Below are 19,973 nucleotides of genomic sequence, written 5' to 3'. Positions count from 1 at the left end.
TCAATCTTGTTTCTTGCATCTTTCTTCTTTTCTACTCTCTTTTCTTATTTATTGATCGACGAATTCGTTTTAGACTCTTCTAACTTAATCGCACTTAATTCTTTTTTCGCTTCTTCAACAACATCCTGATAATCTGTAAAATTGTTGATTACGTTATCTAAAATATAAGTTGCCTGATAGCTGTCTTTTAATCCGTAGAAGTTTTTTGCCATTAAAACCAATCCTTTTGCTCCGTAATATTTGTAGGTAGAATAGCTTTTTGCCAGTTTTTGAACTGCAGTATTTGAAGCTTCAAATTTTCCTTCTTTGGTTTTAAAGTAAGCATCATAATACAATGCTTCTGCTGCTAATTCTCCTTTTGAAGTTGTAGACAATTTTGCATACGCCGCTTTTGCCTTATCTTCATTTCCTGTTTGTATGGCAGCGCGTGCAACAATAATCTGTGCATCGGCTTTTACGTTTGCATCGGCTTTTGGATTCGCTAAAACTTTATCAGCAGCAATAACCGAATTATCATAATCATTTTTGTCATAATAACATTTCATCAGGTTGGCCTGAGCAAAGTTTTTATTTTGCGGATAATCGGCTTCGTTTTCTAAACGAACTAAAACCGGAATCGCTTTATCACAATCTTTAGCTTTTAAGTAAATCTGAGCCAGTCTGTTTAAGGCTTGTTCTGTAAATTCATTTCTTGGCTGGTCAATTACATACTGATAATTCTGAGTTGATTTGGTTTCAGAACCTTCCGCATAATATAATTGTGCTAAATTGAAATTAGCTTCTAAAGCATGTAATCCGGCAGGAAATTTGCTCACATAACCTGCAAACCCAGTAATCGCTGCTTTGCTGTTATTTTGACTGTATTGTTTATTAGCCGCATCGTAAGTATCATTATCCAATTCAGCATCTGTAACCGAAACGAAATCTAAAGTTCGAACCCAGGCTGCGTATTCATCTACTTTTCCTGAATCAACATAAATTAATCTTGCTGTCGAAACGGCTTCAAGAGCTTCCGGAGTTTTTGGGAACTCGGCCGCCACTTTCTTGAATTTTGCCAGCGCTTGTTCATCACGATCTGAATTGTAATAAATCAAACCTTGTTTCAAAATAGATTTTGAAGTAAAAGATCCGTTTTTGTATTCAGAAATTAACTGATCGTATGTTTTAATCGCTAAATCATTCTTTTTATCCGCCACATATGTATTTCCTAATTCGAATAAAGCATCATCACGATATTCTGATTTTTTATACATTTTTAGGAAGTTATTCAACTCGTTGATTTTTTGATCATTTTTAGACATAAAACCATACGAAAGTGCTTTTTGAAACTGAGCATAATCGGCATCTACACTTTTTGCGTCCATTGCTTTTCCGTAAGCTTCATTTGCCTGAGCATATTTAGAATTCACAAAACGTGAATCTCCTAAACGTAAATACGAATCGTTTAAACGTGCTTTATCTGAAGGAGAATTATCAATCTGCGCCTGAAACGAGTTCGCCGCCTGATCGTATTCTTTCAATTTAAAATACGTGTAACCAATGTTATAATTGATGTTTTTATATTCGTCTGTAGATTTTGCTGCAGCAAGTCCGGCAAATTGTTTGTACGTCAATAATGCATTTTGGAAATCATCTGAAACATATTCTGTTTCTGCTTTCCAGAAAGTGGCACGCGCTGTAAATTCAGGTGTTTTTTGTTCGCTTATCGCGCTTTTAAACATCTTTCCGGCTTCCGTATAATTCGATTCGTTGAACAATTCAACTCCTCTGTAAAAAAGTACTTTTTGGTATGCTGCTTTGTTTTCGGCACTTCTGTTTTTTTCTAATAAAACCAAAGCTTCTTTGTAGTTTTTAGTCGAAATATAAGAGTCAACTAAAAGTTTTTCTACTTCTGCCCTGTTTGAATTGTTTGGATATTTTTTTAAGAAATCAAGTAAAATTCCCGGAACGGTTTGGTAAGCATTTCCAATATCATAACTTACTTTGGCATAATTTAAAGTTGCATCTTCCTGAATCTGTGCATTGAAATCCATTTCTGAAGCATTTTTAAACGCATTCAAAGCTTCTTGCTTTTTACCTGTATTTAAATAACTTAATCCTAAATGATAATAGGCGTTTTGAGCTACAAAATCTTTTCCTTCAATAATTTTATTGAACTGAGAAATGGCTTTTTCGTAATTTTTCTGCTCATAATACGCATAACCTAATTGGTAGAAATCAGTATTATTCCATTTTCCTTTTTTTCCTGCGTATTGCTCTAAATATGGAATTGCTTTTTCATATTGTTTTAAGTTGAAATAACTTTCGCCAATAATTTTATTCAGTTCAGATTTTTCCATTTCATTTGATTTCGCCATTGCTTTTTGGCCCAAATCGATTGCTTTTTGAAAATTTCCAAGTTTGAAATTCATATCAGCCTGATAATACGAAAGCTTTTCTTTGTATTTTTCTTCGCCTGAAACTTCATCAAAATACTTCGTTGCTTCTTTATAATCGTCGCCCTCATATGCCATAAATCCTAAGTAATATTTAGCTTGTGAACCAAATTCAGGAGAGTTTACTACTTTATTAAAATACGTTGTGGCTTCTTTTTTATTTTTAGCATTAAAATAACTATAGCCTTTTTGGAAATTAAATTTATCCGAATCTTTTTTACTCATGTAACCTTCGTCAACTTTGTCAAACCATTGCAAAGCTTTTGGATAATTTCCCTGCTCGAAGAAATACTGTGCCACTTCAATATAAGCCTGATTTTGTTTGGTGCTTGTTGGATAATCGTCAACAAATTTTTCCATCAAAGCATCGGCATTTGGCTGATTGGTTCTAATAGCACAATTGGCTATGTAGTAAGCACAGTCTGACTTTACTTCTTCTGTTTGCGCTGTATTATTTTTTACATACTCAAAAATATGTTGTGCCGAAGCGTATTGTTTATCGTTATATAAAGCCTGTGCTTTGTCAAAATCCTTTAAATCGTAAGTATAAATAGCTGATTTTTGTGCCGAAACTATGGTCGAAGTAAGGATAATTTGGAATAAAAAGAACCAGGAAAGTCTACGCATTTTAGTTATATTTAGTATTCAAATTTATCATTTTATACCGTTTATAACGAAACGTTTCTTGAATTTATTATGAATAAATGTTTTAATCGCAATTATTAAACAGCATCTTAAATGCCAAAAGATTGGTTCTCAAACTTTCTACAAATATTTTTCTGTTTTACAATTACAATAATAATCCTGTTATGTTCGCCACAGATTTCACAGATTCTTACAGATTAAAAATTAGCTTTCGCAAAAGGAATAAAATCATTATAATCCTTTAATCTGTGGCTATTTTTTGAAATTTCTCACAGAAATGATTGAAATTTATTTTGAATACAAACGTTATCTTATTACTTTTACCATTCAAATCAATTTTATTATGTCAGAAACCGTACTATCTCTTAAAGAAGTCACTATATACCAAGAAGGAAGAAAAATTTTATCTCATATTAACTTAGATGTTCAGCATGGAGAGTTCATCTATATCATTGGGAAAACAGGTTCAGGAAAAAGCAGCTTTTTAAAAACTTTGTACGCAGATTTACCTTTAACAGAAGGTGAAGCTCATATTGTTGACTTTGATTTGGCAACTTTAAAAGAAAAAGATATTCCGTATTTGAGACGTAAAATTGGTATTGTTTTCCAAGACTTTAAATTACTTCCAGATCGTTCTGTTCAGGACAACATGCTTTTTGTTCTTAAAGCAACTGGATGGACTGAAAAAGAAGCGATGGAATACAAAATCGACGAAGTTCTGGATAAAGTTGGAATGAAAGATTTCCTTAACAAAATGCCTCACCAGCTTTCTGGCGGTGAACAGCAGCGTGTTGCAATTGCAAGAGCTTTACTTAATGACCCTGAATTTATTCTTGCCGATGAACCTACAGGAAATCTTGATCCGCAGACAAGTTCTGAGGTTTTAGAAGTATTAAAAAACATCAACGCACTTGGTAAAACCGTTATCATGGCAACTCATGATTATGCTTTGTTAATGAAATTCCCATCGAAAACATTAAAATGTGAAGATGAAAGAATTTTTGAGGTGGTACAAAGAAGCGTGTAATGCTTTCTATTTTAATTCCGGTTTATAATTATAATGTTTTATCGCTCGTTAACGAACTTATAAAACAATGTAATGTATGTGGAATTAACTTTGAAATTCTTTGTCAGGACGACGCTTCAAACTCTAAAGAAAACATTCAAAATCAAGAAATTAATTCTTTTCCTAATTGCTCATTTTTTGTAAATGAAACTAATTTAGGACGAGGAAAAAACATAAATAATTTAGCTCGAAAAGCAAAATATGACTGGTTTTTAATTTTAGACTGCGATACTTTTCCGGCCCACGGCAATTTTATTCAAAATTATATTACTGCGATTTCAGCAAGAACGAATGTTTTTTTTGGCGGAATTATTTATGAAGATAAAAGACCTCCCAATGAACAGCTTTTACGCTGGATTTATGGGCAAAAAAGAGAAACGGCTTCAATTTTAACTTCTAATCTATCAATTAAAAAAGATATTTTTCTTCAATATCCTTTTGATGAATCAATTATACAATATGGTTACGAAGATTTATGTTTTTTCTCTGTTTTAAAAAAGAATCATTTTGAAGCGACTCGTATTGAAAACCCAGCTTTTCATCTTAATTTAGAAACTTCTGAAGTATTTTTAAAGAAGACAAAAACGGCTTTAGAAAATTTAGTTTTTCTTTATAATTCTGGAAAAATTTCTTCAGAAGAAAGCAAAATAATTAAAGCCTTCGAAGTTCTTAAAAAATTAAAACTAATTCGTTTTACAGCCTCAGTTTTCAAAAAAAATCACGATAAAATCGAAAGAAATTTACTTTCAGAAAAACCATCTTTATTTCTTTTTGATATATATAAATTGGGATCCTTTTGTGAATTAAACAATGTGGTTACAAAGAACCTGTAGGGCAATAACGTTTAGGAAAAAGCTCCGGAGGAGCAAAATATTTATAGCCAATCTACAGCATTTCGAAAAGAACTTCAGCGGAGCGAAATCTATACTTTTAAAAAAATATCACCCCAATGGAGTTTCCTTAAAAACGGAAACTACTTTTCTATAAATATTACATCCCGCTGAGACTTTAATCATTTATAAACTTTCAAGAAAGTGTCTCCATTTCTCCATTATTTTCTCCATCGAATAATTTTCAGAAACCAATTTTCCCTTCTTACCAAATTCCAGTCTTGCTTCTTCATTTTCAATTAAAAAAGAAAGTTTTTCAGCATACATTTCAAAATCATTATCCGGAATTAAAAATCCATTCTCTTCATTTGTAATAACAGCACCAGGGCCCGTAGGACAATCAAAAGCAATACAAGGCAAACCAAAAGCCATAGCTTCAAGCAAAACCATCGGAAATCCTTCTGTTCTGGAAGTCATGGCATAAATTGATGATTCCAGATATTTTTCTTCGATATTTTTTACAAATTTGAAAACATTTATCGTTGAAGTCATTCCTAAATCAATGACAATATTGTTTAAAGACGCAGCTTCATCAGTAAAAATATCTAAAGTCCAATCTTGGTGTTTTTGGCTGGCTTTTTCCCAAATCAACAATAATCGGTCTAAGCCTTTTTCATAAGAGTTTCGGGCAATTGCTATAACTTTTTTACGCTTTAAATCAGCAGTTTTTTGAGTTTTTATCCAGGAAGGATTAGGAATTACAATGGCGTTTTTCAAATTCCACTCTTTTAAATTTTCATCTGAAAGAGTCACAACTTTTGTAAATTTTTGAACAGCAAAGTCTTTAAAACTATATTTTATTTTTCGAATTGATTTTGAAAAATAATCTTTCTTTTGCTTTTTTTCTTCAATAAATTTAGATCCATGCGCTTCAAAAACAATCGGAATTTTTGTTTTGATTATAAATGGAAAAATAAAGGCTTTTAATCCATTATCGGCAACCAAAATAATATCGGGTTTTATTTCCTTTACCTTTTGACTGACTTGTTTTTTATAAGATTTTAAAAAATGAAAAGCATTCCCTTTTAAAACTATATCATGGAATACGACTTTAGGGCTAAAATCATAGAAAGGTTTTTCGTCTCCTTCATTTTGGGATAAAATATGAATTTCGTAATTAAAATGCTCAGCAAAATAATTGGCTTTAATCGATAAAACCCTTGCAACGCCTCCCGTATTTTTTATTTTGGGAACAATGTAAAGCAGTTTCATTTTTTAGAATTCAAGAAAGTTTCATAATCCCGAATATAATCAGTTTCATCAAAAACATCTGAAGCCAGAACCAGACAAACCGCGCCGGAAGAAAAATTTTCCAGCTCTCTCCAAATTCCTTTTGGAAGATATAATCCAACATTTGGTTTGTTGAGTAAATAGCTTTTTTTCTCTTTTCCGTCATTTACCGTTACTTCAAAACTTCCGCTTAAAGCGATCAAAACTTCATGCTGTACTATATGCGAATGCCCTCCGCGAAAAGCACTGCTTGGAACATCAAAAAGATAATAAACACGCTTAAATTCAAAAGGCAGGACTCCGTTTTGAATAAAAGCCAAATTCCCGCTCAAGTCTTCTACCACCGGAATTTTAAGTACTGAAATATCTTGAATTGTTGTCATATTATGAATGTTCCTCAAGCAAATTTAACCATTGCTGTCCAATTTTTTCTAATAAAAAGGACTCAATACTTTTTAATGCATTTTTTTTACAATGCTGATATAAACTTTCATTAACCGTAAATAAATTCATTGCTTCTGTTAGTTTGTCCCAATTTTGATTCTCGACTAAAATACCATTTTCAAAAGAAGTAATCATATCTCTTGGCCCAAAATCACAATCAAAAGATACAACTGGAGTTTCGCAGGCTAAAGCTTCTAAAATCACATTTGGAAAACCTTCGTTTTTACTGCATAAAACCAAAAATTTGGCTTTCTGTACATATTTAAACGGATTATTTTGATAGCCTAAAAGATGAACAAACTGGGAAACATTATTTTCTAAAATTGCTTTTTTGAGCTTTGTTTCATCACCATTTCCTATAATTATCAAATGAATCTGTTTTTGAGGCAGATTAGATCTGCTGTAACTTAAAATCAGTTTATCAAATTGCTTGATTTCATTTTCATATTGACCAATTGCGATTATGAAATCAAATTCCAATTCTATTTTTTCATCTTGTTTTTCCTTAATTTCTTCAAGATTTACCGGATTGTGAATTGTAATTACATTTTGCAGTTTATGTGTACTTTCAATCAACATTTTCATTTCATCTGTAATCGCCACATTGGTATAACAATGATTGTACATCAATCGTGTCAGCCACGGTTTTTTGGGCATATAATGATCGATTAAAAAACTGTGAACGGTAAAAATAGTTTTGGTATTATATATAAATCGGGCTAAAATAAGTTCCTGCAGGATTTTTGTACGAAAACGAAAATCAATAATAAAATCAAACTGATTCTGGTTTAAATATGCTCTTAAAACCTTTAATCTTTTGACTTTATTATACAATCCGTTGCTTTTGTTTTTCAGCAATCCTAAGTTTACCAATTTTCCTGAATAGGGAAAATTAACTTCATCCAGAACAATAATTATATCAACATCAAAACCATGTTTTTCAAAAAAAACAGACAAATTTGCCATTACTTTATCGCTTCCGCCTCCGCTTAAGCGATAACCAATAAGAGCAATTTTCTTTTTTTTGTGAGATGATATCATTCTTGATTTCTTATTTTCGTATCAAATATATCTTTTTAACACATAGAAACATAGTTTAAACCTTCTAAAAAAGCGTTTCACTTTCGCATCAAGTCACATAGCGTGTCTATGTGTGAAAGCTTGCTTTTTTAATGATCTAAAAAACAACAGCTAATGATCTATGTTTCTATGTGTTTAATAGATTTTTATCCATTTTAAATTAAACAAATCTTTATAAACAATATGCAGGATAAATCAATAGTGAGCATTATATGCCTGTGCTATAACCATGAAAAATTTGTTTTGCAGAGTTTATTATCTGCTCTAAATCAGGATTATCCTTTTATTGAATTGATAATTGTAGATGATTTTAGTACTGATAATTCGCGAGAAGTTATAAAAAACTGGATTGCAGCTTATCCGGAAATTCAATTTATTGAAAATGAAACTAATTTAGGAAGTACAAAATCTTTTAATAAAGCACTAAAACTTGCCAACGGCGAATATATTATTGATTTGGCTTGTGATGATATTTTATTACCCGATTGTGTTTCATTACAATTAAAAGCTTTCGAAAAAAACAGGTTTGAAAATCTTGGGATTGTTTACGGAAATGCTGAACTAATTAATGAAAAAGGCGATTCTTATTTTTATTTTTTTCCGGTTGATGAATCCAAAAAAACAATCGAAAAAAGAGAAACCGGAGACATTTATTTGAGTGTACTTTCGGGTGGAAATAGTATTTGCTCTGTTTCATCAATGGTTAAAAAATCGGTTTTTGATGATTTACAGGGTTATGATGAAAATCTGGCTTATGAGGATTTAGATTTATGGATTCGTGCTTCACGTAAATATGATTTTGATTATATCGATGAAATTTTAATCAAAAAACGAATTACAACAACATCTTTAGGGACTCATTTTCATATCAAAAATGATTCAAGATCCAGAAAAATCAATTATTCTACTTATTTGATTATCAAGAAAGCTATTCAATTAAACAGAACAAAACAAGAGGATAAAGCTATTTTAAAACGAATCCATTTTGAAATGTTTTTAAACTTTAAAACCTCTAATTATAAGCTGCTGTCAAAATATATTCTTCTTGAAATAAAGCATCGGTTTCGTATATTATTTAAATGATTAATAAAACGCGGATTAAAACGGATTTTTTTATTATCTATTTAAAAAATAAAATCCGTGTCAATCCGCGTCTTTACGAAGTAAATCCGTAAAATCCGCGTACCATAAACGCATTTTTAAATTGTCAAAAAATCATCAAGCTGCTGTTTTTCTCCGCTCCAATCGCGTGAAATATTACTTCGGATTAATTTAGCCGGAACACCTCCTATTAAGATATTTTCGCCAAGCGAAGTATAATCTTTGGTACATAAACTATTTGATGCAACGGTGCAGAAATTTGGTGTTTGAGTTCCTTTTAAAACAGAAACCCTGTTGCTCATAAAATTATAATTTCCAATAGTAATTGGAGCTGATTTTTTAAGTTTTTCTCCGGTTTGAGTATCAATTAAATCATGGAAATTGGTGTCAATAATCTGCGATTCAGAGCCGAAACGGGCATATTCTCCCAAAACAATTTTTTCGGTACAAATTATTTTTCCGCTTGAAGCGAGAGAAGCCATATTTCCGAGTTCGCAAACAGCATGCTCTCCAACAAAAACAAAACAATCTTTGCCAAACTGGAATTTTCCTTTAAAAATTAATTTTCCTAAAATATTGATTTCAGCGATGCCTTTATGAACAGTATTCAATTCATAAGGCTGACCAAAGCCAATCATTCCTTTTTGGATTTTTCCATCTAATTGAATTTCGCCATAAATAGAAGTGAATTTTACTTTTCCGTAAAAGAAAACAGGCAGTTTTTTAGCGGTTGCAAAAGGGAATTTTTTAAAGTTAAAATACAGCGTTTTGATCCAGTTTACTTTCCAGTAAAACTTTAGTGTATGATAAAATGACCTGCATTTTCTATAACTATTCTGAATCATTATTCTCTTTTTTTCGCTGAACAAATGACGTAAATATTTCGCTTAAATTCATCTTTTTATCAATATGATACAAACTAAAACCGAAAGATATCAAAATCATAACCGATAATAACCCATATTTTAAAACCGAAGTTTCGATAAATCGGAGTAAAAATGAAGCAATACAAATTACCAAACAAACCAAATAGATTTGGAAAAACTCTGTTTCAAAATAAAAATTATATCTTTTTTTAGTGATGATTTTTAAGCCGATAAAATGACATAAAAAATAAAGACAGAAACTAAAACCCAAACCTTCTAATCCGTAAAAATAATAGCCTAAAATATTCATTACTAAAGATAAAACATTAAAACCAACGGCAGTTTTTATAAACATTTTAGAATCACCTTTTGCAATTAAAATAAATCCCATTGCCCAGGAAACAGCGCGAAAAAGCATTCCTAAAATTCCAATGCAAATCATGGGTAAAATAGCCTCAAATTTTAAGGTATAAAGCATCTTAACAATAACTTGGCTGAAAGCAAGAAACAAAACAATAATGGGCGTTATAATTAAAACCGAAATAAAAGCCTGCTGCTGTACGCTAACTCTAACTTTATCATTATCAGAGTTTATAGAAGCCAATTTCGGGAAATAATCGGTGCTCATAACCGTAAAAATAATTCCCACATAGGAGTTTAGCAATGTAAATCCGGCGTTATAAAATCCTACTTGTTCCAAGCCTCCGGTTTTGCCAATATAAATTTGAATTAGATAAGCTGTCAAAAGCGTTAAAACACTGCTTATGGTAAGCATAAAGCCTAATTTTATAATCGATTTTCCTTCGGTTACAAAGACATCGTTTGTAATTTCTCCTTTCTTGCTTTCTACTCTAACTTTATTTGAATAATAAAACGAAAAAATCAATGAAGTTACGGATGCCAGCAAAATGGTTGGAATTATGGCATCGATCTTAAAATAGATATAGAGTGGAATTGAAAACAATAATCCGAATAAATTTCCATAAAAATTGGCTTTAGCCAAAAACCTCAAATGTCTTAAACCTTGCAAAACAGCCAATTGTCCAGAAGATAATTGTTTGAATAAAATAGTAAGGGAAAGAAATATAAACGAATACGTTTGGCTCGAATCTCCAAAAGTGAGAATACTTAAAGCTTTTGAGAAAATTATAGTCAATAGCATTCCTAATATTCCGGTAAAAAAAACAATTCTTTTTACAATTCGAATCGTTATCGAAACCATCCGAATATCGTCTTTATTAAAATTTTCTGAAATACTTTTGACCGCGCTGGTTTCAATACCCAGACCCGAAATACTGCTTAAAACACTTAATGTAGAATTTAATAAAGCTATAATTCCCATTCCGGCCGGACCTATAAAAACGGCAATTAATTTGGTGCGGATTATTGAAATTAAAATCGAAAAAAACTGAACGCCTCCAAAAAGTGAAGTTGTTTTTAAAATCTGCTGATATGATTTTTTGCTATCAGTCACGAATTAATACTGGTTTAGAATTTCGATAATATAATTTACTTCCGTTTCTGTCAAAACGGGACTCATTGGCAGACTCAAAACTTCATTGTGAATTTTTTCTGTAATAGGAAATGATAAGTTATTCCAGTCTGGAAATGCATTTTGTTTATGCGGCGGAACCGGATAATGAATTACGGTTTGGATATTATTTTTGGTCAAATACTGCTGTAAATAATCTCTGTTTTTAGTTCTTATAACAAATAAATGAAAAACATGATTGTTTGAAAAATCCCAAAACGGCAATTCTATTTTATCATTTTTAATTGCAGCTAAATAACGTTTTGCAATTGCTCTTCGTTTCTCATTATCGGCATCTAAATTGGACAGTTTTACGTTTAAAAATGCGGCTTGTAATTCATCTAATCTTGAATTTACGCCAATATATTCGTTATAATATTTTTGCTCTGAACCATAATTTCGAAGCGAAAACAACACTTTTACTAATTCTGGATCGTTGGTTGTAATTGCTCCGCCATCGCCAAGACAGCCCAGGTTTTTTCCGGGATAAAAACTATAAGCGATTGCAGATTTTAGATTGTAGATTTTAGATTGTAGATTTCTTTCTGCTCCATGCGATTGTGCTGCATCTTCAACAATTATCAAATCATTTTGCAATGCAATTTCATTTATTTTATCCATTTCGGCTAATTGTCCGTAAAGATGGACGGCTAAAATGGCTTTTGTTTTTGATGTGATTTTTTCGGGAATTAAATCTGGGTTGATGTTGTAGGTTTCTAATTTCGGTTCAACCAAAACGGGAACTAAATCTGCTTGTAAAATGGCTAAAACACTGGCAATATAAGTATTTGCAGGAACAATAACTTCATCGCCTTTTTTGAGTTTTCCCAGTTCAATATAACCTTTAAAAATCAAAACCAAAGCATCAAAACCATTCCCTACTCCAATGCAATATTGGGTTTGGCAATATTCACCATAAGCTTTTTCAAAGGTTTCTGTTTCTTTTCCTAAAATATACCAGCCATTGTCTAAAACCAGTTTCAGTTTCTCCTGAAAAGCAGCTTCATACGGTTCATTAATTTTTTTCAGATCTAGAAACGGTATCATTTTATATCCAATTTATAAAAATCCTGATTGTAAACTTTACAGCCTAATTCTTCTTTTTGTTTTAGCAGACCAGAATGATAACCGGATTCATTTTCTTCATTTACAATTCCCATATCAAAAAAATGTTTTCCTTTTCGTTTGTATCGGTGAATCAAATTAATGAATAAAAAATCTAATGCCCGCGTTTCTTCCCCTTTTTTAGAAGTGGCGCCATATTGTGATTTTACAACATTTTGGGTTTCAAAAATGGTTATTCCCGCAATAATTTCATCGTTTTGATAAACTGAAAATTGTTTGATATTTTTTGGAAATCGTTCTTTTAAAAGTGCTATTTCTTCTTTTGAATGAACTGGTTTTTCATTAAACTTCTCTAATAATCTCGGTTCTAAAACTTCATTCCAAAACGGTTCAAAATCTTCTTCTTCAATGATATCCAAATCAAGATTTTCAATTCTTCTAAAATGTTTTAATTTACTTTTTGAGATTTTTAGTGGAGAATTTAAATTGGCTGCCAAATTCATTTCTTTCCGTTCTAAAACCGCTCCTCTTTTAAATAAAAAAAAGTCAAGTTCCTGATTTCCTTCCGGAAAGTAAAAAATCGGAATAGGCTTGTAATAAAAAGTTTTAATTGCGTTTTCTTTCAAAAACAATAAAACCGAGTTTAGAATTGACTCTGTTTTTTCGGCATTTAATTTAGACGAAAAAACCAATCCTCCATAAGTAAGACCCTGATGCGAATAAATGGAGTTTTCTTTTTTATTGGCTGGCAGAATGGCTTTTAGTTTTTCTTCTTCAAAAATTAAAAGTGAAAAATCTTCAAACCGATCCTGATGATATTCCATAAAATCACGATGAAATAAAAACGTTGCATTTTTGGCCTGAACAATAAAGTCATTCCACAATTTATAATCGTTTTGATCGTATTTTTTTACGGTGTATTTCATTTTTATGCTACTCCCGATAGCTATCGGGAAAAAAGATTAGAATGATTTTTAATTAGCAAAGAAAATCTTTTTAATCAATTTAATCTGTGGCTAAATTTAAAAATCTTTATTTATGTTCAAAAGCCGGCAGATACCATTTGTATTTTACCGCCAGTAAACGAACTGAAATTATTACAACAGAGGTTACAAGGTACAAAACATCATCTTCTAAATTTAATTTCTTAAGGCCAAAGAATACGATTCCTCCAAAAATACAGATTGTTGCGTAGATTTCTCTTCTAAAAATCGTTGGGATTTCGGTACATAAAATATCACGAATTACACCGCCAAAACAAGCTGTCATAGTTCCTAATGCCACACAAATTACAGGATGAAGACCCGTTACAATTCCTCTTTCAAGGCCAATTAAGGTAAAAACCCCTAAACCAATGGTATCAAACAAAAACAGGGAAGTTCTTAGTTTATCAAACTTTTTTCTGAAAATAATAGCCAGAAAAAAACCTAAAATAATAACATAAACGTACTGAAGATTCATCATCCAGCCCACTGGAGTTCTTCCAATTAAAACATCACGAAGCGTTCCGCCGCCAACAGCCGTAACAAAAGCAATAATAAAAACCCCAAACGGATCGAGTCTTTTATGCATTGCTGTTAATGCTCCGGACATTGCAAATGCCATCGTGCCAATAATATCTAATAAATGAAACATTTTTTAAGGTGCAAAAAATTAAAGGTGCAGAGATACAAAGATTAAATTAATTGCAGCTCCTCAATTTGTTATTTTTTTGTGTAAATAGGGCTTCTTTTCAATAAATAAGTAATTGAATCGACCCAGCTGTCTTTTACCGCCAAAAACGGTTTACGAGTCTGCGAATATATTTTTGTGTTGTTTTTATACATGTCAAAATAAACCGTGTAATAGTAATAAACCTGTGTGTTTGCAGTTGTTGTCGAAACATCATTAGTTTTTACCTTCTTATTATTGTCGCTTACTTTTGCGCCTCCGCTGCTGTAAGTTGTGGCAGTTGTTCCTGAATTCATGGTATAAGAAACTTTTGCCGCTACAACATTATCGACACCAAGAATTTTTTCAAGATCTTCAATTGGTGTTTCATCAATATTGTTGTGATCAATTCCTGCTTTGTGCAGTAAACTATTCGTTGTTCTTAAATCCTGAACTGTAAGCGGAAAAATATTCGACGATTTATCGATCAATTTATTATAAAGATCATTCTGGGCAAATTTTGCCATATCTTCTGAGCTTTCCTGTGTATCTGAATTTAAATACGGAACCGGAAGTACAGCAATAGTATTAGGTTTTGTTTCTGCAGCTGCAATAACCGGAGGATTTGAAGATGCATTATTTCCCTGACTTACATCAAAAGTCTGCGAACGCCCGCTTGCAAAATCGATTCTGGCAATTTGCGAAACATCGAGAGAAATGACCAGCGTTTCTCCGGGTAAAGAATATTCAATCGTTTTATCAGATATTTTACTAATTGTACCTTCAATAATCTGATAATCTCTTTTAATAATTTTATCTAATTTTTTTCCGCCTTGAGCAAAACCAAAAAAAGATACAAAAAACAGTAATAATACTGCAGTTAATTTTTTAATCATCATATCATTTAGAATTTAATTTATAATCCTGATTTTACAAGTCTGATAAATTTATAAAATTTATGGATAATTAATACTAAGAAATACAATGAATTAACTCTAAGCAATTCATTACATATGCTGTGTATAAAAATTGTAATCTTTTAAAATTACCCTAATAAAATCACTGTTATTTCCTGATTGATTTTTGATTCCGGTAACGCTTTCGATTTTTGCAACCAGTTTGTAGATAATTTCGTGATCATTTTTAGCCAGCGCACTTTGGTATGTTTCCTTAATAATTCTCATATCATTATCAGATAATTTAATTACTAAAGGATAAGTCGGTACATAAGCTTCGCCAATATCTTCAAGGATTGTATGGCTGATATTAATTTTGTTTTTTAAAGTAATTACAGCTGTTCCGGCTGCCATATCCCCTAATCGCTGTGATTTTTTACTCGAAGCCACTGCAATTAAACCAATGATTCCGTTGAATAAACTAAAATCAATAATTCTAAAAAACCAGCGAATAAGGTAATCGCCAAAACTTGCTTGATAACCGTCTATTTTTACAACTTTAATTTTAACTAGTTTTTTCCCAAAGGACTGTCCTTCAAAAATACTTTCTAAAGTTATAGAGTAAATAATCAGCGGGAAAAATAACACCAGAAATATGGCCCCTCTTGACCAGGTATCTAAATTTGTCATTAAGCTATCGATGTCCATCCAGTAAAAAAACACCCAAATAATCAAAAATATATACGAAAGTTTAATGCCTGCATCAATGAAATAAGCACCTAATCGCTCACCTACAGAGGCGGCGACAAAATTTATTTTAACATTTTGTGTTGTGTTAATAGATAATTCTGACATATTTTATATTTTAGCCCTCAATGAGAGAAGTTGCCTTTATAAAACAAAATAAAGAAAAATGGCTGGAATTTGAGCTAGCTATTTTCGGTAAAGCTAAGAAAAATCCTGACGAATTAGCTAATTTGTACATTCAATTAATGAATGATCTTTCCTATGCGCAAACTTATTACCCTAAAAGTAAGACAGTTATCTATTTAAATCATTTAGCGTCACAGATTTATCAAAAGATTTATAAAACGAAGCGAACGGAAAAAAACAGGATTGTAGAATTTTTTAAAATAGAAGTGCCGCTTTTGCTTTTTGAATACAAAAGGTATCTTTTATACGCTTTTATCCTCTTTTTTGCCACCGTTGCAATGGGGGTAGTTTCTGCACGCTACGATCCAAATTTTGTTCGATTGATATTAGGCGACGATTATGTCAATATGACTTTAGAAAATATCAAGAAAGGAAATCCTGTAGCTGTTTACGAATCTGGGTCGAACTGGGGAAGTTTCATTGGCATTACGATGAACAATCTTTATGTTGGCGCAAGATGTTATATGTATGGAATTTTTGCAGGAATTGGAACGTTTTATGTTTTTCTTCAAAATTCATTAATGCTGGGTTCTTTTCAATATTTCTTTTACGAGCAAAATGTTTTCTGGAAAAGTGTCCGCGGAATCTGGATTCATGGTTCTATGGAAATTTTTGCCATTGTAATTGAATCTGCCGCCGGGTTTATTTTAGGTGCTTCCATCCTGTTTCCTAAAACCTATTCAAGAATTAATTCTTTTAAAATTGGTTTTAAAAACAGTTTTAAAATATTTTTAAGTACTTTTCCTTTTACCATTGGTGCAGGTTTTCTTGAAGGATTTATTACGAGATATTCTATCGATATGCCTAATTGGTTAAGCTGTTTTATTATATTATTTACTTTAGGAATAATTTCATTTTATTACTTGGTTTATCCTGCTATTGTTTACAAAAAAGTACATAAATTATCAGCCAAACCGAATTAATTAAACCAGTAATGAATAAAATTTTATTTATTTTATCTTTTTTCCTTTTCTGCAGTATTTCGAATGCGCAGGATTCTTTGATGACGGAAGATCCTCCAAAAATTGCTTCGATAAAATACACTGAAAAAGATATTCAAATTGATTCAGACTCAATTGAAAGCAAGACTTTTTCAAAAAATTACCAGAAAAAATATACCGATCCAGATTTTGTTTACGAACATAAAGCTCCAGAAAAAGGTCTTTGGGACCGTTTTAAAGACTGGCTTGCCAGTATTTTTAGAAGCCTGTTTTCGTTTAGTACAACCGAAGCTTCTTTGAACTTTGTGGGTATTTTAATCAGGATTATTTTGACGTTAGGAGTTATTTTGATGATTTATCTAATCGTTAAAGCAATTATCAATAAAGAAGGACAATGGATTTTTGGCAAAAACTCTAATAAAAGAACTGTTTATTATTCTGATATCGAAAAAAACATTCACCTTCTTGATTTCGAAAAATTAATAAAAGAAAGTCTAGAATCTGGCGAAAAACGTGCTGCAATTCGATACTATTATCTTTGGCTTTTAAAAATAATGGCTCAGAATAATTATATCGAATGGGATATCGAAAAAACAAATTCAGATTATTTATACGAGCTTCAAAGACCTGCTCATAGAGAAGAGTTTACATACTTGTCATATTTGTACAATTATATTTGGTATGGCGAATTTGAAATTGATGAAAACACTTTCAACAAAGCACAAAATAGATTTAAGAATGCAATAAAAACCTTTAGTTAATGAATAAAAGTATCAAAATATACATTTCTGTTCTGGTTTTTATTTTTATCTTAATTCTGGTTTCAGATTACGACAAACCAAAACCTATTGACTGGCGTCCAACTTACTCTGTTAATGACAAAATCCCTTTTGGGTTATATGTTTTTGATAAAGAAATTGGCGGGATTTTTAAGAAGCAAAAAATTCAAAGAATTTCGGCTGTAACACCTTATGAATTTTTAGATTCAAAATACGATGAAGATTCATTAGTAGAGACTTATTCTGCAAAAGGGACTTTTGTTAATATTTCTGTACAAAACAATATTGACGATCAGTCAATGAAGGAGATTATGTATTTCGTTTCACACGGAAATAATGCCTTTTTAAGTATGGCAAATTTTCCCAAACCTTTATTAGACAGTTTAAAGTTTGAGTATACTTCAAATTTCCGTCCAACAGATAGTGCTTTTGTTTGGATGGCTAATAAAAAACTGAGCCGAAAAGCATACAAATCAACTGGTGATATTGCTGATTATTTCTCTAAGATTGATACGCTAAACACAATTGTTTTAGGTTATCAGGGAAATCCGAAAAAGAAGAAAAATATCAATTTTATAAAAATCCCTTATAAAAACGGAAATTTCTTTCTGCACATGCATCCTGTTGCTTTTACAAATTATAATATGCTCAAAAAGGATCGCTATCAATATGCTGAAAATGTGCTTTCGTATATCCCAAAAGGAGATGTTTTTTGGTACACAAAATTGCAGACAGATGAAAATATTTCCGGGTCACCGCTTCGATATATTTTAAGTCAGCCGGCCTTAGCATGGGCTTGGTATTTATTCCTGATTGGCATGTTGATTTTTATGATATTTAATGCCAAAAGAAAACAGCGAATTGTTCCTATTTTACAGCCCCTGTCTAATTTGACAATCGATTTTACCAAAACAATTGGTAATTTGTACTATCAGGAAGGCGATCATAAAAATATAATTGATAAAAAAATCATTTATTTCTTAGAAAGAATCAGAACCGAATATTTAATCGACACCACAAAACTGGATGACGAGTTTGTTAAAAAACTGCATCATAAAACTGGTAAAAACGAAAAAGATATTCAGGAACTAGTATTTTTAATTAACGAACACCGAAATAGTTATCATGACAGCATTGAACAGGATTTAATCCGAATTAATAATGCAATCGAAAAAATTATACATTAAAATATTTGTCAAGATTTAAAAAGCTTTTCTAAAATCATTTTAATCCTTTAAATCTGTGGCAAAAAAACAAAATAAACGAACTAAAAAAACACACCAAACATGGACGATATTAATACACCAGAAACAGAAATCACAAATGAAAATGTGAATTTTGAAACCCGAATAAATTTAGCACCGCTTTTAGAGCATGTAAACTCCATTAAAAAAGAAATTGAAACCGTAATTGTGGGACAGCATAAAATGGTTGACCAGCTTTTGGTTGCTATTTTATCAAACGGGCACGTTTTATTAGAAGGTGTTCCGGGAGTTGCAAAAACAATTACAGCAAAATTATTGGCAAAAACATTAAATATTGGTTTTAGCCGAATTCAGTTTACACCAGATTTAATGCCATCTGATATTTTAGGAACTTCTATTTTCAATTTAAAAAGTTCAGAATTTGAATTCAAAAAAGGGCCAATCTTCTCTAATTTAATTTTAATTGATGAGATCAACCGTGCGCCGGCAAAAACACAAGCCGCTCTTTTTGAAGTTATGGAAGAACGCCAGATTACAATTGACGGTTCCGGATATAAATTAGAAACTCCGTTTTTGGTAATTGCAACGCAAAACCCAATTGAGCAGGAAGGAACTTACCGTTTACCAGAAGCGCAATTAGACCGTTTCTTATTCAAAATCACAATCGATTATCCAAAATTAAATGAAGAAATCCTGATTATTCAGAGAGAGCATTTATTGCAGGATCACGGAAAATTAGAAGCTATTCAAACGCTTCTTTCTTCTGCAGAAATAAATCAATATCAAGCTTTAGTTAAACAGATTAGAGTTGAGCAAAACTTATTAGAATATATCGCAAGAATCGTAGTAAACACACGCGAAAATGCCTTTTTATATTTAGGAGCTTCGCCTCGTGCATCGATTGCTATTTTGAATGCTTCAAAAGGTTTCGCTGCCATTCGCGGACGTGATTTTGTTACTCCGGAAGATATTAAAGAAGCTGCAATTCCTGTTTTACAGCACCGTGTAATCGTTGCGCCAGAACGCGAAATGGAAGGAATTACAAGTTCTGAAATTATCAAACAAATTATTGAAACCGTAGAGATTCCCAGATAATTCTCTGTTCCTACGAGGTTTTCAAAACCTCGTAGGTATTAATTGTATAATTTATTCTAAGTCAAAAATACCTACAAGGTTTTAAAAACCTTGCAGGAAAACTTGAAACTTGAAACCTGAA

General features: G+C 31.6%; 18 protein-coding genes. 7 read left to right on the top strand and 11 right to left on the bottom strand.

Going from position 1 to position 19,973, the window contains the following annotated elements; genetic code table 11:
• Positions 1-44 precede the first annotated feature (44 nt).
• Positions 45-3,062, bottom strand: coding sequence for a tetratricopeptide repeat protein (locus tag AABD74_RS11545; protein WP_406842951.1), 3,018 nt, complete (start codon positions 3,060-3,062; stop codon positions 45-47).
• 361 nt (positions 3,063-3,423) lie between these two features.
• Here AABD74_RS11545 and AABD74_RS11540 point away from each other — a divergent pair, with 361 nt between their 5' ends.
• Entirely contained in the window at positions 3,424-4,107 is a 684-nt protein-coding gene (locus AABD74_RS11540) for a cell division ATP-binding protein FtsE (RefSeq protein ID WP_053471180.1), read from the top strand.
• On the top strand, positions 4,107-4,979 hold the full coding sequence (locus AABD74_RS11535) for a glycosyltransferase family 2 protein (protein ID WP_406842950.1): 873 nt from the start codon (positions 4,107-4,109) through the stop codon (positions 4,977-4,979). Before AABD74_RS11540 ends, AABD74_RS11535 begins: the two co-directional genes overlap by 1 nt.
• 183 nt (positions 4,980-5,162) lie before the next feature.
• Here the strand turns inward: AABD74_RS11535 and AABD74_RS11530 are convergent, their stop codons facing one another.
• The 3 genes from AABD74_RS11530 to AABD74_RS11520 are packed head-to-tail and all read right to left on the bottom strand — an operon-like array spanning position 5,163 to position 7,751.
• Positions 5,163-6,248 (bottom strand): glycosyltransferase family 4 protein, encoded by a 1,086-nt coding sequence (locus AABD74_RS11530; RefSeq protein ID WP_406842949.1) that lies wholly within the window; start codon positions 6,246-6,248, stop codon positions 5,163-5,165.
• Positions 6,245-6,649, bottom strand: a complete 405-nt coding sequence (locus tag AABD74_RS11525) for a sugar 3,4-ketoisomerase (RefSeq protein WP_406842948.1) — start codon at positions 6,647-6,649, stop codon at positions 6,245-6,247. The genes AABD74_RS11530 and AABD74_RS11525 overlap by 4 nt, the downstream gene beginning before the upstream one ends.
• A 1-nt stretch (position 6,650) precedes the next feature.
• Complete coding sequence (locus AABD74_RS11520; RefSeq protein ID WP_406842947.1) at positions 6,651-7,751, bottom strand: glycosyltransferase; 1,101 nt, start codon at positions 7,749-7,751, stop codon at positions 6,651-6,653.
• Positions 7,752-7,973: 222 nt separating this feature from the next.
• Here AABD74_RS11520 and AABD74_RS11515 point away from each other — a divergent pair, with 222 nt between their 5' ends.
• On the top strand, positions 7,974-8,873 hold the full coding sequence (locus AABD74_RS11515) for a glycosyltransferase (protein ID WP_255669466.1): 900 nt from the start codon (positions 7,974-7,976) through the stop codon (positions 8,871-8,873).
• 116 nt (positions 8,874-8,989) lie between these two features.
• Here AABD74_RS11515 and AABD74_RS11510 read toward each other — a convergent pair whose 3' ends face one another.
• The 7 genes from AABD74_RS11510 to AABD74_RS11480 form a co-directional block, all read right to left on the bottom strand.
• Positions 8,990-9,736, bottom strand: a complete 747-nt coding sequence (locus AABD74_RS11510) for an acyltransferase (RefSeq protein WP_406842946.1) — start codon at positions 9,734-9,736, stop codon at positions 8,990-8,992.
• On the bottom strand, positions 9,723-11,231 hold the full coding sequence (locus AABD74_RS11505) for an O-antigen translocase (RefSeq protein ID WP_406842945.1): 1,509 nt from the start codon (positions 11,229-11,231) through the stop codon (positions 9,723-9,725). Before AABD74_RS11505 ends, AABD74_RS11510 begins: the two co-directional genes overlap by 14 nt.
• 3 nt (positions 11,232-11,234) lie before the next feature.
• Entirely contained in the window at positions 11,235-12,335 is a 1,101-nt protein-coding gene (locus tag AABD74_RS11500; protein WP_406842944.1) for a DegT/DnrJ/EryC1/StrS family aminotransferase, read from the bottom strand.
• On the bottom strand, positions 12,332-13,279 hold the full coding sequence (locus AABD74_RS11495) for a FemAB family protein (protein ID WP_406842943.1): 948 nt from the start codon (positions 13,277-13,279) through the stop codon (positions 12,332-12,334). Before AABD74_RS11495 ends, AABD74_RS11500 begins: the two co-directional genes overlap by 4 nt.
• Before the next feature lie 106 nt (positions 13,280-13,385).
• Positions 13,386-13,988 carry a trimeric intracellular cation channel family protein gene (locus AABD74_RS11490; RefSeq protein WP_232681273.1) on the bottom strand — a complete coding sequence of 201 codons (603 nt, stop codon included), beginning with the start codon at positions 13,986-13,988 and terminating at the stop codon, positions 13,386-13,388.
• A gap of 68 nt (positions 13,989-14,056) precedes the next feature.
• Positions 14,057-14,902: a hypothetical protein gene (locus AABD74_RS11485; protein WP_232681272.1), complete on the bottom strand. Its 846-nt coding sequence runs from the start codon at positions 14,900-14,902 to the stop codon at positions 14,057-14,059.
• 108 nt (positions 14,903-15,010) lie between these two features.
• The gene (locus tag AABD74_RS11480; RefSeq protein ID WP_406842942.1) at positions 15,011-15,754 is read right to left on the bottom strand and encodes an RDD family protein; all 744 of its coding nucleotides are present in this window, start codon (positions 15,752-15,754) and stop codon (positions 15,011-15,013) included.
• Between the two features lie 20 nt (positions 15,755-15,774).
• Between AABD74_RS11480 and AABD74_RS11475 the strand changes: the two genes are divergently transcribed.
• The 4 genes from AABD74_RS11475 (at position 15,775) to AABD74_RS11460 (ending at position 19,852) form a co-directional block, all read left to right on the top strand.
• A complete protein-coding gene (locus AABD74_RS11475) occupies positions 15,775-16,755 on the top strand; it encodes a stage II sporulation protein M (protein ID WP_232681270.1) in 981 nt (326 codons plus the stop codon).
• 11 nt (positions 16,756-16,766) lie between these two features.
• Positions 16,767-17,534 carry a DUF4129 domain-containing protein gene (locus tag AABD74_RS11470; RefSeq protein ID WP_406845614.1) on the top strand — a complete coding sequence of 256 codons (768 nt, stop codon included), beginning with the start codon at positions 16,767-16,769 and terminating at the stop codon, positions 17,532-17,534.
• The gene (locus AABD74_RS11465; RefSeq protein WP_406845613.1) at positions 17,534-18,739 is read left to right on the top strand and encodes a DUF4350 domain-containing protein; all 1,206 of its coding nucleotides are present in this window, start codon (positions 17,534-17,536) and stop codon (positions 18,737-18,739) included. The genes AABD74_RS11470 and AABD74_RS11465 overlap by 1 nt, the downstream gene beginning before the upstream one ends.
• Before the next feature lie 99 nt (positions 18,740-18,838).
• On the top strand, positions 18,839-19,852 hold the full coding sequence (locus AABD74_RS11460) for an AAA family ATPase (protein WP_406845612.1): 1,014 nt from the start codon (positions 18,839-18,841) through the stop codon (positions 19,850-19,852).
• The last annotated feature ends 121 nt before the right edge of the window (positions 19,853-19,973 follow it).

It is taken from the genome of Flavobacterium soyae (assembly GCF_045348165.1).
Lineage (GTDB): Bacteria > Bacteroidota > Bacteroidia > Flavobacteriales > Flavobacteriaceae > Flavobacterium > Flavobacterium soyae.
Note: the sequence above shows the minus strand (reverse complement) of the source record. Positions and strands in the feature narration are given on the sequence as shown.